Origin of the sequence: Massilia timonae CCUG 45783, assembly GCF_000315425.1 — a bacterium.
GTDB lineage: Bacteria > Pseudomonadota > Gammaproteobacteria > Burkholderiales > Burkholderiaceae_D > Telluria > Telluria timonae.
The window spans coordinates 551,560-565,023 of the sequence record NZ_JH992926.1; the positions used below are offsets into that span (position 1 = coordinate 551,560).

Annotated in this window: 11 protein-coding genes; 6 read left to right on the forward strand and 5 right to left on the reverse strand. The window is 67.1% G+C overall.

Features of this window, described 5'->3' with window-relative positions; all coding sequences use genetic code 11:
* Nucleotides 1-26 precede the first annotated feature (26 nt).
* The gene (locus HMPREF9710_RS25240) at nucleotides 27-1,229 is read right to left on the reverse strand and encodes a glycine C-acetyltransferase (protein ID WP_005671204.1); all 1,203 of its coding nucleotides are present in this window, start codon (nucleotides 1,227-1,229) and stop codon (nucleotides 27-29) included.
* Nucleotides 1,230-1,465: 236 nt separating this feature from the next.
* Between HMPREF9710_RS25240 and HMPREF9710_RS25245 the strand changes: the two genes are divergently transcribed.
* Complete coding sequence (locus HMPREF9710_RS25245; RefSeq protein WP_005671205.1) at nucleotides 1,466-2,041, forward strand: helix-turn-helix domain-containing protein; 576 nt, start codon at nucleotides 1,466-1,468, stop codon at nucleotides 2,039-2,041.
* 107 nt (nucleotides 2,042-2,148) lie between these two features.
* Here the strand turns inward: HMPREF9710_RS25245 and HMPREF9710_RS25250 are convergent, their stop codons facing one another.
* From HMPREF9710_RS25250 to HMPREF9710_RS25265, 4 genes are all read right to left on the reverse strand, one after another.
* Nucleotides 2,149-4,317: a prolyl oligopeptidase family serine peptidase gene (locus HMPREF9710_RS25250; RefSeq protein ID WP_157225743.1), complete on the reverse strand. Its 2,169-nt coding sequence runs from the start codon at nucleotides 4,315-4,317 to the stop codon at nucleotides 2,149-2,151.
* Nucleotides 4,318-4,529: 212 nt separating this feature from the next.
* Nucleotides 4,530-5,954, reverse strand: coding sequence for a tetratricopeptide repeat protein (locus tag HMPREF9710_RS25255; RefSeq protein WP_005671210.1), 1,425 nt, complete (start codon nucleotides 5,952-5,954; stop codon nucleotides 4,530-4,532).
* Between the two features lie 124 nt (nucleotides 5,955-6,078).
* Nucleotides 6,079-6,744 (reverse strand): 3'-5' exonuclease, encoded by a 666-nt coding sequence (locus HMPREF9710_RS25260; protein ID WP_005671212.1) that lies wholly within the window; start codon nucleotides 6,742-6,744, stop codon nucleotides 6,079-6,081.
* A gap of 41 nt (nucleotides 6,745-6,785) precedes the next feature.
* Nucleotides 6,786-8,051: an Hsp70 family protein gene (locus tag HMPREF9710_RS25265; RefSeq protein ID WP_005671214.1), complete on the reverse strand. Its 1,266-nt coding sequence runs from the start codon at nucleotides 8,049-8,051 to the stop codon at nucleotides 6,786-6,788.
* Between the two features lie 184 nt (nucleotides 8,052-8,235).
* Here HMPREF9710_RS25265 and HMPREF9710_RS25270 point away from each other — a divergent pair, with 184 nt between their 5' ends.
* From HMPREF9710_RS25270 to HMPREF9710_RS27450, 5 genes are all read left to right on the forward strand, one after another.
* Nucleotides 8,236-9,147: an isoaspartyl peptidase/L-asparaginase gene (locus HMPREF9710_RS25270; protein WP_005671216.1), complete on the forward strand. Its 912-nt coding sequence runs from the start codon at nucleotides 8,236-8,238 to the stop codon at nucleotides 9,145-9,147.
* Nucleotides 9,144-10,022 carry a cyanophycinase gene (locus tag HMPREF9710_RS25275; RefSeq protein ID WP_005671217.1) on the forward strand — a complete coding sequence of 293 codons (879 nt, stop codon included), beginning with the start codon at nucleotides 9,144-9,146 and terminating at the stop codon, nucleotides 10,020-10,022. Before HMPREF9710_RS25270 ends, HMPREF9710_RS25275 begins: the two co-directional genes overlap by 4 nt.
* Complete coding sequence (gene cphA, locus HMPREF9710_RS25280) at nucleotides 10,019-12,607, forward strand: cyanophycin synthetase (protein ID WP_005671219.1); 2,589 nt, start codon at nucleotides 10,019-10,021, stop codon at nucleotides 12,605-12,607. Before HMPREF9710_RS25275 ends, cphA begins: the two co-directional genes overlap by 4 nt.
* 148 nt (nucleotides 12,608-12,755) lie before the next feature.
* Nucleotides 12,756-13,073: a transposase gene (locus tag HMPREF9710_RS25285; RefSeq protein WP_005671221.1), complete on the forward strand. Its 318-nt coding sequence runs from the start codon at nucleotides 12,756-12,758 to the stop codon at nucleotides 13,071-13,073.
* A gap of 56 nt (nucleotides 13,074-13,129) precedes the next feature.
* Nucleotides 13,130-13,464: IS3 family transposase (locus HMPREF9710_RS27450; RefSeq protein WP_169331349.1), on the forward strand; the 335-nt coding region annotated here is incomplete at its 3' end.

Genomic DNA, 13,464 nt, shown 5'->3' on the forward strand with positions numbered 1-13,464 from the left:
CTTGCTTCTATGTATATTGGTCTTGCTTAGTTCTTGATGATGCCCAGCTCTTTGCCGGCTTGCTCGAAGGCCTTCAGCACGGTGTCGAGCTGCTCGCGGGTATGGGCCGCGGACAGCTGCACGCGCACGCGCGCCTGCCCCATCGGCACCACCGGATAGAAGAAGCCCGACAGCAGCACGCCCAGCTCGAACATGCGCGCCGCGAATTTCTGCGCGACCGGCGCCTCGAACAGCATCACCGGCACCACCGGGTGGGTGCCCGGCTTGATGGTGAAGCCGATGCGCTCGATCTCCTGGCGGAAGTAGGCGGTGTTCTCGTGCAGGCGGTCGCGCAGCTCGGTCGACTTGGAGATGCGCTCCAGCACCGCCAGCGAGGCGCCGGCGATCATCGGCGCCAGCGTGTTCGAGAACAGGTAGGGACGCGACTTCTGGCGCAGGGTTTCGATGACTTCTTTTTTCCCCGACGTGAAACCGCCCATCGCGCCGCCCAGGGCCTTGCCCAGGGTGCCGGTGATGATGTCGATCTTGCCGATCACGCCGCAATGCTCGTGGGTGCCGCGGCCTGTCGCGCCCATGAAGCCGGAGGCGTGCGATTCGTCGATCATGGTCAGGGCGCCGTACTTTTCCGCCAGCGCGACGATCTTGTCCAGCTGGGCGATGGTGCCGTCCATCGAGAACACGCCGTCGGTGACGATGATCTTGTGGCGCTTGCCGGCGTCAAGGGCGGCGATCAGCTGCTTCTCGAGGTCGGCCATGTCGTTGTTGGCATAGCGGTAGCGCGCGGCCTTGCACAGGCGTACGCCGTCGATGATCGAAGCGTGGTTGAGGGCGTCCGAGATGATGGCGTCGTTCTCGTCGAACAGCGGCTCGAACACGCCTCCATTGGCGTCGAAGGCGGCCGCGTACAGGATCGTGTCTTCGGTGCCCAGGAAGTTCGAGAGTGCCTGCTCCAGCTCCTTGTGCACGGTCTGGGTGCCGCAGATGAAGCGCACCGACGACAGGCCATAACCGTACTTCTCGAGGGCGGCGGCGGCGGCGTTCTGGGTCTCGACGTCGCCCGACAGGCCCAGGTAGTTATTGGCGCACATATTGATCAGGGTACGGCCATCCTGCGCCACCACCTCGGCGCCCTGGCGCGAGGCCAGCACGCGCTCGGGCTTGAACAGGCCATCAATCTTCAAGGTCGCGAGTTTTTGCTGCAGGCTGCTGTAGAAAGCTTGATCGCTCATGGTGTTCCCCTGTTCCCTGTTTGATGTGGCTGAACTCGTGGCAAGACCGGCGGCTTGACCGGCGGTCGGCGGATGTTGTACCGTTGGTTCGTTCGATGTAGAGAACTAGTTCGCTATCTCGAACAGAAATTCGATATATTGAATCTTACGCCCAGCCAATGAACTTGGCAAGCGGCTTCCCATATACTTATTAGCAATTTGCATTAGGCAATACCCAGACAGGCAGCCAACGGAAAATGAGTACCACTCTAACAAACAATGCCCCGCCAGAAGTTGGCGCCACACTACAACGCCTGCGGCTGGCGCGTGGCCTGACGCTCGAGGACCTGTCGCGTATCGCCGGCGTGTCGAAGTCGATGCTGTCGCAGATCGAGCGCGAAAAGGCGAATCCGACCATCGCCATCACCTGGCGCCTGGCCAATGCGCTGGGCGTTCAGATCGGCGAACTGCTGTCGTCCGAGGTGAGGACGAGCGACCTGATCCGGGTGGTCGACGCCCACGAGATCCCCACCCTGCCCGGCGCCCACGCCGGCTATTCGCTGCGCATCCTGGGGCCGATGGACCTGGCGGGCAAGTATGAATGGTATGAGCTGACCCTGGCGCCGGGCGGAGAGCTGGCCTCGCAGGCGCACGATCCGGGCACTGGCGAGCACCTGACGGTGATCACCGGCACGGTCGAGCTGGAAGTGGGGAACGAAAAGCGCAAGGTGCGGCATGGCGCGACGGCGCGGTATCCAGCCGATCAGAACCATGTGATCCGCAATACCGGCAAGACCGAGGCGAAGGCCGTATTGGTGGTGGTCCACCGGTAGGCCTGCAAATCAGGCACGAAAATCAGGCATGAAAATCAGCGGCCGCCGGGTTGCCCTGGCGGCCGTTGTCTTGTTCACCCGGCGCAGCACCGGCTGATCGTTACCACCTAGTGCGAGCCGCCAACCGTCTTGGCCGCATCCTGCATGTGCAGCTCACGCGACAGGAAACCCCAGCGATCGGCGACTTCCTCGATCTGCTTGCCGGTCGGCTTGCCGGCGCCATGGCCGGCCTTGGTGTCGATGCGGATCAGGATCGGCGCCGAACCGGCCTGGGCAGCCTGGGCCGCGGCGGCGTACTTGAAGCTGTGCGCCGGCACCACGCGATCGTCGTGATCGGCCGTGGTGACCATGGTTGCTGGATAGCAGGTGCCCTTCTTCAGGTTGTGTAGCGGCGAATACTTGACCAGGGCCTTGAACTCATCAGGATTTTCCGACGAGCCGTAGTCCGAAGTCCATGCCCAGCCGATGGTGAACTTGTGGAAGCGCAGCATGTCCATCACGCCCACGCTCGGAATCGCCGCCGCGAACAGGTCCGGACGCTGGGTGGTGGCCGCGCCGACCAGCAGGCCGCCGTTGCTGCCGCCGCCGATCGCCAGTTTCTTCGGCGAGGTGACCTTGTTCTGCACCAGCCACTCGGCCGCGCCGATGAAGTCGTCGAACACGTTCTGCTTTTGCAGCTTGGTGCCGGCCTGGTGCCAGGCTTCGCCATATTCTCCGCCGCCGCGCAGGTTGGCCACCACGTAGACGCCGCCCATCTCCATCCAGGCCAGGTTGGCCGGCGAGAAGCTCGGGGTCAGCGCGATATTGAAGCCGCCATAGCCGTACAGATAGGTCGGATTCGAGCCGTCCAGCTTGAGGCCCTTCTTGGAGACGATGAACATCGGCACCTTGGTGCCGTCGCGGCTCGTGTAGAACTGCTGGCGGGTCTCGTAGTCGGCCGGGTTGAAGGCGACCTTCGGCTGGCGGAACACGGTGCTCTCGCCGGTCTTGAGGTTCAGGCGGTAGATCGTGGTCGGATTGGTGAAGCCGGTGAACGAATAGAAGGTCTCGGCGTCCTGGCGCTTGCCCGTGAGGCCACCCACGGTGCCGATGCCCGGCAGCGCGATCTCGCGCACCGGCTTGCCTTCGAGCGACACCACGCGCACCACGCTCTTCGCATCCTTCAGGTACTCGAGCACGAGCTGGTTGTTGATGATGTCGGCGCCGGCCAGGGTGTCGGCGGTTTCGGCGGCGACCTCTTTCCAGTGATTCTCCGATGGCTTGCTGATGTCGATCGCGACGATGCGCTTCTTGGGCGCGTTGCGGTCGGTGCTGAAGTAGAACACGGTGCCGACATTGTCGATGAAGTCGTAGCCGGCGTCGAAGTTGTCGATCAGGTCGACCACCTTGGCATCGGGCTTGGACAGGTCCTTGTACGAGACGCGGTTCTTCGGCGCGGTGCCCTTGGTGGTGGTGATGATCAGGTAACGGCCATCGTCGGTGGTCTGGCCGCCGAAGCCCCATTCCTTCTGGTCGGCGCGGTCGTACACCAGGGTGTCGGCGCTTTGCGGCGTGCCGATGCGGTGGAAGTACAGCTTCTGGAAGTAGTTGACGTCGGCCAGCTTGGTCGCTTCTTTCGGCTCGTCGTAGCGGCTGTAGAAGAAGCCCTTGCCATCCTTGGTCCAGGCGGTGCTCGAGAACTTGACCCACTTGATGTGGTCAGGCAGGTCCTTGCCGGTGTCGATGTCGCGCACCTTGATCTCGTTCCAGTCGGAGCCGGACGCGGCGATGCTGTAGGCCAGCAGCTTGCCGTCGGGGCTGACCTCGGCGCCGGCCAGGGCGACGGTGCCATCAAGCGCCAGCGTGTTCGGGTCGAGCAGCATGCGCGGCTGGTCGTTCAGGTTCTTCAGGGTGTACAGCACGGCCTGGTTTTGCAAGCCATCGTTGCGCGTGTAAAAGTAGCGGCCGCCTTCCTTGCCCGGCACGCTGTAGCGCTCGTAGTTCCAGAGCTGGGTCAGGCGCTGGCGGATCGCCTCGCGCTGCGGGATCTGCGCCAGGTAGGCCTGGGTGACCTTGTTCTGGGCGTCGACCCAGGACTTGGTGTCGGCGCTGTTCGCGTCCTCGAGCCAGCGGTAGGGGTCGGCCACCACGGTGCCGTGGTAGTTGTCGGTCTGGTCGACTTTCTTCGACACGGGATAGGTCAGCGAAGGGCCGGCAGGCGAGCAGCTCTGCCCCATCGCTGGCGCGGCGAAAGCAGCGGCCAGGACGGCGGCGAGCGTGGCGAGTCTCATGTGCATATTCTTCTCGGGCTGTTGAATGATGGTGTGGGCTTGTGGCCGCAGGGCATCATAGCGCGAAATGACATGCTTGAGTATGGCGTAGCTGCCCGGGCAGCCGCTCGCGGCCGGACGCGTATTGACGATGCATGCCACGCGCATGCCAGGATGCGGCGAGTCTAAGGAAAACCTCGCGAAACCCCGGCGGAACACGCAGCGCCGTGAGAACACGCTCATGCGCCGGTGCGCCCGAGCAGCCGGCGTGGACTCGTCTTCGAGGCCAGCCAGCGCTCGACCAGGGTCCGCGCCCGGCTCCGCTCGGCCGGGCTCAGCAAGGCGGTAAAGTCGTTGGCCGCCGTGCTGGCGGCCAGCGCGACGTCGGCCGGCGCCGCCTTGTCGAGGCCGCGGCCCTGGCGCGCCAGCCAGGCCCACATGCAGGCCCGCACCGGATTCTTCGCGACGCCGCGCCCGGCGGCGTACAGCCCGCCCAGGTTGTGCTGGGCCGGCGGGTGGTCCTGGCGCGCCGCGAGGCGGTACCAGTGGGCGGCCAGGTTGTCGTCGCGCGGCACGCCTTCGCCGCAGGCATACATGGCGCCCAGGTTGTTCTGGGCGCTGGCGTCGCCCTGCTGGGCGGCGCGCCGGTACCAGGCCGCGGCCAGGGCCAGGTCGCGCGGCACGCCCTGGCCCTTGGCGTACAGCAGGCCCAGCGCGAACTGGGCATTGGCGGCGCCGCCCTCGGCGGCCTGCAGGTAGAACTCGAGCGCGCGCGCCGGATCGCGCTGCACGCCGCAACCGCCGGCCAGCATGCGCGCCACCCGGTACTGGGCCTGCACGTGGCCCCGGGCCGCCGCCTGCATGTAGCAGCGCAGCGCGCGTGCGCTGTCGCGCGGCATGCCGCCGCCCGAGAGCAGCCCGCCCAGCACGTACAGCGCCTCGCGTTCGCCGCCGGCCGCCGCGCGTTCGAGCCACTGGATGGCCAGGGCTGGATCGGGGCCGGCGCCGCGGCCTTCGGCATAGGCCACGCCGAGCTGGCGCTGGGCGGTGGGGTCGCCCGCCCCGGCCGCGTGGCGGAACCAGTACAGGGCCTGGGCCGGACTGGGCGCCACGCCCTGCCCGCGCGCATACATTTGCGCCAGTTGCACCTGCGCCGGCACGTGCCCCTGCATCGCGGCCTTGCGGAACCATGCCATCGCCAGCGGGTGGCTGACGTTGACGCCGAGGCCGTGCAGATAACCCTGGGCGAGCTGGGTCTGGGCGCGCGCCATGCCTTGTTCAGCGGCCCGGTAGAACCAGCCGATCGCCGCCTTGTGCGAGCGCGGCACGCCGCGGCCCTTGCGGTACAGGAGACCCAGATTGTGCTGGGCCGAGCGGTCGCCCTGCTCCGCGGCGCGCTGGAACCAGTGCGCCGCCCGCGTGTGATCGCGGCACACGCCGCGGCCGTTGTAGTACATGGCGCCCAGATGGTTCTGGGCAAAGGCCAGCCCCTGCTGGGCGGCGCGCGCCAGCCAGGCGGCCGCTTTGGCCTCGTCGCGCGCGACGCCGTCGCCACGCAGGTACAGCTGGGCCAGGTTGAACTGAGCGTAGGGATTGCCGCCGCTGGCGGCGCGGTGGAACCACTCGTAAGTGGTGGTGCCCTGTCGGGCGGCATCCTCGCTCATCGAAGTCCTCTCGGCGTTCTCAATCCCGTTGTTAAAATTTTAAGGAGAGCGAGGGATTCGGGATTTGCGACCGCACAATCGGACGGTCAGCGGCGCGCGCGCCGCCACGGTTGGGTCAGAAGGCTCAGGCAGCGACGGCGGCCGCGGCAGCGCGGCGCTCGCGCACGGTGGCCGCGTACTTGTCGAGGAAGGCGGGAATCTTGGCGGCCGCGACCTTGTTGATCGAGACCAGCAGCGCCGGCTCGACCTGCTCGATGCCGCAGGTGCGGCCGAGGTGGCGCGCGGCGTGCAGCAGCACGTCGGCGGCCACCTGGGCGTCGGCCTCGGCCCGGTGGGCGGTGCCGCGGAACTCGATGCCGAGCTGGCGCGAGAGCAGGCCCAGCTTGTAGCTGGCCAGGCCCGGGAACAGGCGGCGCGACAGCTTCAGCGAGCACACCAGGCCGGCGTGCGACGTGGCGCGACCGAAGCGCGCGCCTTCGGCCTTGAGGAACTTCTCGTCGAAGCTGGCATTGTGGGCCGACAGCACGTCGCCGCCGATGAAGTCGAGCAGTTCCGGCACCACCTGGTGCGCCGGCGGCGCGCCGTCGACCATCGCTTGCGTGATCCCGGTCAGCTGGGTGATGAAGGATGGGATCCGCACGCCGCAGTTCACCAGCGAGACGTAGCGCTCCGTCACTTCGCCGCCGACGATGCGCAGCGCCGCCACTTCGGTGATGCGGTCGCCCATCTCGGGCGACAGGCCGGTGGTCTCGAAGTCGAGCATCACCAGCGGTCGATCATAAACACTCATCGTTCCATCCTCTATTGTATGTGCGCGGTCGGGCCGGGCCTTCAGCCGAACCTGCGCAGCGCGTCCAGCGCCAGGCCGGTGCCGATGCTGCCGAACAGGTCGCCCTCCACGCGGCGCGCGCCCGGCACCATGGCGCCGATGCGCTCGCGCAGCAGGCCGACGCCGCTCGAGCCGCCCGTGAAGAATACCGTATCCACGTCCTCCGGCTTCACCCCGGCATCCGCGAACAGTTTACTCACCGTGGTCGCCACCTGGTCGACCAGGCCGGCAATGGCCGCCTCGAACTGCGCGCGGGCGACGTCGAGGGTCTCGGGCGGCGCCAGGCGATCGAGCTGCAGGCGCACCGTGTCGGCGTCGGACAGCGCGATCTTGGCGCCCTCCACCTGGATCGCCAACCAGTGGCCGGCGCGCTCGTCGATCAGGTTCTGCAGGCGCGCGATCTTGCCTGGCTCGGCCGCGTCGCGCGCCAGGTCGGCCAGCTGCGTCACGCTCTTGCGCGTGTAGGCCTGGTTGATCGTATGCCAGGTCGCCAGGTTGAAGTAATAGCTGGACGGGATCGCCGCGCCCGAACGCAGGCTGCTGCCGTAACCGAGCAGCGGCATCACGCTGGCCAGGCTCAGGTACTTGTCGAAATCGGTGCCGCCGATGTGCACGCCGCCATTGGCCAGGATGTCGTCGCGCCGGTCGCTGCGCGCGGCGCGCTGCGGGCCGAGGCGCAGCAGCGAAAAGTCCGAGGTGCCGCCGCCGATGTCGGCGATCAGGACCAGTTCCTCGCGCTCGATCCGCGCCTCGTAGTCGAAGGCGGCGGCGATCGGCTCGTACTGGAAACCGATCTCCTTGAAGCCGACCGCCTGCGCCACCTCGCGCAGCGTGTCCTCGGCCAACTGGTCGGCCTGCGGGTCGTCGTCGATGAAGAAGACGGGACGGCCGAACACCGCGCGCTCGAACGGCACGCCGGCCTGGCTTTCGGCGCGGCGCTTCACCTCACCGATGAATTGCGACAGCAGCGCGCGGAACGGCAGCGCGCGGCCGGCGACCTCGGTCTGGCCGTCGATCAGGCTGGTGCCGAGCAGGCTCTTGAGCGAGCGCATGAGGCGGCCCTCGTAACCCTCGAGGTATTCGGCCAGCGCCGCGCGCCCATAGCTGACCCGCTCGTCGTCGGCATTGAAGAACACCACCGACGGCAAGGTGGGCTTGCCATCCTCGAGCGTCAGGAGCGCCGTGGGGGCGGAGTGGGTCGTGCCTGGCCGGAGCCAGCCGACAGTGGAGTTGGACGTGCCGAAGTCAACGCCGCAAGCGTGCGCCATAGGAACCTTTATATCGAAGGGGCGGTATGTTACCAGATTTGGATTGCCCTGTAAGCGGCCTCTTACATACACACGGCGGCGCTACCGATATGGTTCAGACGGTTGCTTTTGCATAATATCTACTGGTCGCACACGGAGCTGCGCGACCAATGACGATGACAATAATGCAAAAGGATTGGACGAGATGAGCAAGCCTCAACAAGCTGGCGCCGTCGTGGTACACGGTGGCGCCGGCGCGTCGCGCGAGAACGAAGATGGCTGCGTTCTCGCCGCGCGCCGCGCATTGGCGCAGCTGGAAGTCAGCGGCGAGGCGCTGGACGCCGCCGTCGCCGCAGTCAGCGCCCTCGAAGACGACGGCCGCTTCAACGCCGGCAGCGGTTCGGTGCTGTGCCTCGACGGCGCCACCGTCGAAATGGATGCTTCGATCATGGATACCCGCGGCCGCCTTGGCGCGATCGCCTGCGTGCAATCGGTGAAGAACCCGGTGCTGCTGGCGCGCGCGGTGGCCGACACGCCGCACTGGCTGCTGGCCGGCGACGGCGCCACGCGCTTCGCGCGCGCGATCGGCATGCCGGAGAGCGCTCCGGTGTCGGAGCGCCAGCGGGCCGACCATCGCAAGATCATGACGCAGCTGGCCGGCTCGGTGCCGGCCATGCCGGGACTGAACATCCGGCTGTTCGACCGGTTCTGGAACTACAACACCCCGTTGAACCTGCCCGAAGGCGTCGCCTGCGACACGGTCGGCGCCGTGGTGCGCGGCGCCGACGGCCACTTCGCGGTGGCCTGCTCCACCGGCGGCTCGGCGCCGTCGCTGCTCGGTCGCGTCGGCGACACCCCGATCATCGGCAGCGGCTTCTATGCCGGGCCGGAAGGCGCGGTGGCGGCGACCGGTATCGGCGAACACATCGTGCGCCACCTGCTGGCGCGCACGGTCTATGGCTGGATCGGAGACGGCATGCCGCTCGACCGGGCGCTGCAGCGCGGAATCGACCTGTTCGCGCCGGAGATCAAGGTCGGGCTGATCGCGGTCAGCCGTCATGACGCCGGCGCCTGCAGCAACAGCGACATGCCTTACTCGAAAATGGTGCAGCGATGAGCGAACAAGCGAAACAAAAGAACGGCCACCTGGTCATCATCGGCGGCGGCGAAGACCGCAAGCACGACATGGAAATCCTGTCGCGCTTCGTCGAACTGTCGGGCGGCGCCAGCGCGCGCATCGTGGTGATCACGGCGGCCAGCCAGATCGCCGATGAAATGTGGCAGATCTACGACGGCGTGTTCGGCACACTGGGCGTGAAGGAACGCGCCCACTGCGAGATCACCAGCCGCGAAGACGCCAACAGCGAAGACTTCGTGCGCAAGGTGGGCGAGGCCGACGGCATCTTCATGACCGGCGGCGACCAGAAACGCCTGCTGGCCCTGATCGGCGGCACCGCCATGGACGCCGAGATGCACAACGCCCTCAAGGTGCGCGGCGCCACCATCGGCGGCACCAGCGCCGGGGCCTCGGCCATGTCGGGTCACATGCTGGCGCAAGGCCGCACCGACCTGCTGCCCGAGAAAGGCTCGGTGAGCCTGGGCGCCGGCCTGGGCTTCCTGCACCGCGTGGTGGTCGACCAGCACTTCTCGGAACGCCAGCGCCTGTCGCGCCTGTTGTCGGTGGTGGCCCAGAACCCGTATCTGCAGGGGATCGGCATCGACGAGGACACGGCGCTGATCATCGAGCGCGGGGTCGGCATCGAGGTGGTGGGCGAAGGCGCGGTGACCGTGGTCGACGGTCGCTCGATGAGCACCAACGTGGCCGAGATCAAGGACCGCGCCACGCCGGAGCTGATCGACGTGCGCCTGCACCTGCTGCCGGCCGGGAGCAAATATTCACTGCCCGATGGCCAGGAGCAAACCGGCAAGCGTGTGCCGCCCCAGCTGCTGGACTTCCTGGAAAACGTCACCAAACGGACGACACTGTCATGAGAATCAAGGAAAAACGCCTGCTGCGCGGGCCCAATCTGTACGCCGCCAGTCCCTGCCTGATGGCGCTGGTGGACAACGGCGGCGCCAAGGGCCGCGGCTTTTCCGCGCGCCTGCTCGCACTGCTGCCGGCGCTGCCGCTCGAGGCTGCGGTGCGCCTCGCCGACGACGCGCTGCTGGTCGATGCGCTCGAGCCGGTGGTCATGGAGTTGCAGCGCCTGGCCGGCGCGCCGGGTGAGCACAGCGCCACCCTGCCGGTCGCGGGACAGAGCGAGCGCCGCCGCGTGGTGTGCGGCTATGCGATCGAACAAGTGGCCGAGGAAGCGCTGCGCAGCGCGATCGCCCTGCTCGACGCGCTGGCGCACGACCAGGCCTTCGACCTGGATGCGGCCGTCGCCGGATTGCGCGACACCGCCGAGCACCATGCGATCGGCACCAGCACCGGCGCCGTCGTCAACGCCGCCCTGCGGCGCGGCATCCCGGCCCTGCGCCTGCTTGATTCGGCAAACCTGTTCCAGCTGGGCTGGGGCAGCCGCCAGAAGCGGCTGCAGGCGACCATCACCGGCGCCACCAACTCGATCGCGGTGGGCATCGCCAGCGACAAGCAGTTGACCAAGGCGCTGCTCGACGGGGCCGGCGTGCCGGTGCCGGAAGGCGACGTCGTCACCACGGTCGAAGCGGCCCAGCGCATCGCGCGCCGACTCGGGCGGCCGGTGGCGATCAAGCCGCTGGACGCCAACCAGGGCAAGGGCGTGACCGTCGACTGCGTCGGCGTTGACGCCGTGGCGCGCGCCTTCGAGTTCGCGCGCAAGCATGGCCGGCGCGTGATCGTCGAGGAATACCTGCGCGGCCGCGACTACCGCGTGCTGGTCACGGGCGGCAAGATCGCGGCCGCCTCCTGGCGCCGTCCGCCGCACGTGACGGGCGACGGCAAGTCGACCATCCGCGAGCTGGTCGAGCTTGAAAACCGCAACCCGGCGCGCGGCGATGGCCACACCAACATCCTCACCAAAATTCCGCTCGACGCCCTGGCCGACGAGACGCTGGCCCGGCAGGGATATGACCTCGACACGGTCCTGCTCGATGGCGTGAGCGCCGACCTGCGCGGCAACGCCAACCTGTCGACCGGCGGCACCGCCGAGGACGTGACCGACCTGCTGCCGGAAGAGACGCGCGACATCTGCATCCGCGCCGCGCGCACCATCGGCCTGGACGTGGCGGGCATCGACATCATCTGCGAAGACATCGCGCTGCCGCTGCGCGCCCAACGTGGCGGCATCATCGAGGTCAACGCGGCGCCGGGCATCCGCATGCACCAGTACCCGAGCCGCGGCACGCCGCGCGACGCCGGCGACGCCATCGTCGAGGCGCTGTTCGGCGGCTGCAACGGACGCATCCCCCTGGTGGCCGTCACCGGCACCAACGGCAAGACCACCACCAGCCTCCTGATCGAGCACACGGTGCGCATGGCGGGCCTGCGCACCGGCGTGACCACCACCAGCGGCGTCTACCTGAACGGCCAGCTGGCCTATGAAGGCGACTGCACCGGCTACCATTCGGCGCGCAGCGTGCTGGGCGCGCCGGACGTCGACTTCGCGGTGCTGGAGACGGCGCGCGGCGGCATCCTCAAGCGCGGCCTGGCGTACGACCGCTGCGACGTAGCGGTGGTGCTGAATGTCTCGGCCGACCACCTGGGGCTGGACGGGATCGACACCATCGACGACCTGGCGAGGGTGAAGGCGGTGGTGGCCAGGCGCGCCTCGCGCGCGGTGGTGCTCAATGCCGAGGACACGTATTGCGTGCGGATGGCGGCCGAGCTGGCCGACGGCGTCGAGATCATCTATTTCGCGCTGGACGCCGAGGATCCGGTGCTGCTGCGCCATGTGGAGCACGGCGGGCGCGGGGTCTACCTGCAGGATTCGACGATCGTGATCGCGAGCGGCCTGCGCCACGAAGCGCTGATGGACGTGCGCGAGATGCCCTCTTCGCTGGGCGGGCGCGCGCGCTACAACATCGCCAACGCGATGGCGGCGGCGGCGGCCTTGATCGCCTGCGGCTTCGCCAACCACGAGATCGCGGACGGCCTGCGCGGCTTCGTCTCGGACAGCAAGCACAATCCGCTGCGTTCGAACCTGTTCGACGTGGACGGCGTGACGGTGGTGGTCGACTACGCCCACAACTGCGCGGCCTACGCCGCCCTGGCCGAGATGGCGCGCGCGATGACGCCGGGCCGCCTGGTCGGGGTGGTCGCCGCCCCTGGCGACCGCCGCGACGCCGACCTGGTCGACATCGGCCGAACCTGCGCCGCCGGCTTCGACGAACTGGTGATCTACGAAACCGAGAACCGCGGCCGCCCCGCCGGCGAAACCGCCACCCTGCTGGCGCGCGGCGCCAAGCTCGGCAAGATCGACGCCGAGCAACTGCAGGTGGAACTGGACGTGCACCGCGCGATCCGGCTGGGTCTGTCGATGTGCCGTCCGGGCGACGTGCTGGTCTTCGGCTGCGGCTCCTCGATCTCCGAACTGACCGAGGCCCTGCGCCCCACCCGCCCCGACCTCGCGCGCCGCATCGACGCCGCCACGATCTGACCCAACGGCCCTCCCGGGCCGTTTTCTTTCCCCATCTCCAATCAGGGTCAGTGTCGAATTGTTTGACAACGTTTGCTGATGAGCCGTTAAATCGACTCTGAGGTAGCCCGGGTTTGGTGGACATCCAGAATAGGAGACAATGGAGCCTATGGATGACACTAAGACCCCAGCTGCAAAGCGCACCATTCACACCAGCGACTTCAAGAAGCGTGCCGTCGCCAGACTCAAGCAGGAAGGTAACGCAACGGCGCTCGCTCTTGAGCTTGGAGTGCCGCGCAATCAGCTGTACAAGTGGGCCAAACGGCTCGAGGAAGCTGGTACTGACAAGGCATTTAAGGGCCCTGGTCGCCCGGCCGGAGTGGAAGAAGATGAACTTGCTAAGCTGCGTCGTGAAAATGAGCGCCTCAAGCTGGAGAACACCATCTTAAAAAAAGCGGAAGCGTACTTTGCGCGACGCAAGCCGTAAAGTACGCATTCATTCATGAGCACATTGGGGTACATCCGGTGGCCATGATGTGCCGCTTGTTGAAGGTCAGCCGTAGCGGTTGCTATGCATCGCGCGAGCGCCCGGAAAGCAAGCGTAGCAGCCAGGATGCGGCGCTGCGTTCACGCATCGAGGAACTGCACGAAGCCCACCGCCATGCTCCTGGCACGATCAAGATGTGGCATCTGCTACAAGCCGAAGGACTACCTTGCGGCCGTAATCGCGTGGCCAAGTTGCGTCGTATCGCAGGCATTGAGACGCGTCGCAGCGCGCGCTTTAGAAAAATGCGCACCTACCAAAAACTCGAACCGCCAGCAGATGACTTGGTCAAGCGTGCATTCGACAGGAAGGCGCCAAACAAGGTGTGGGTAGG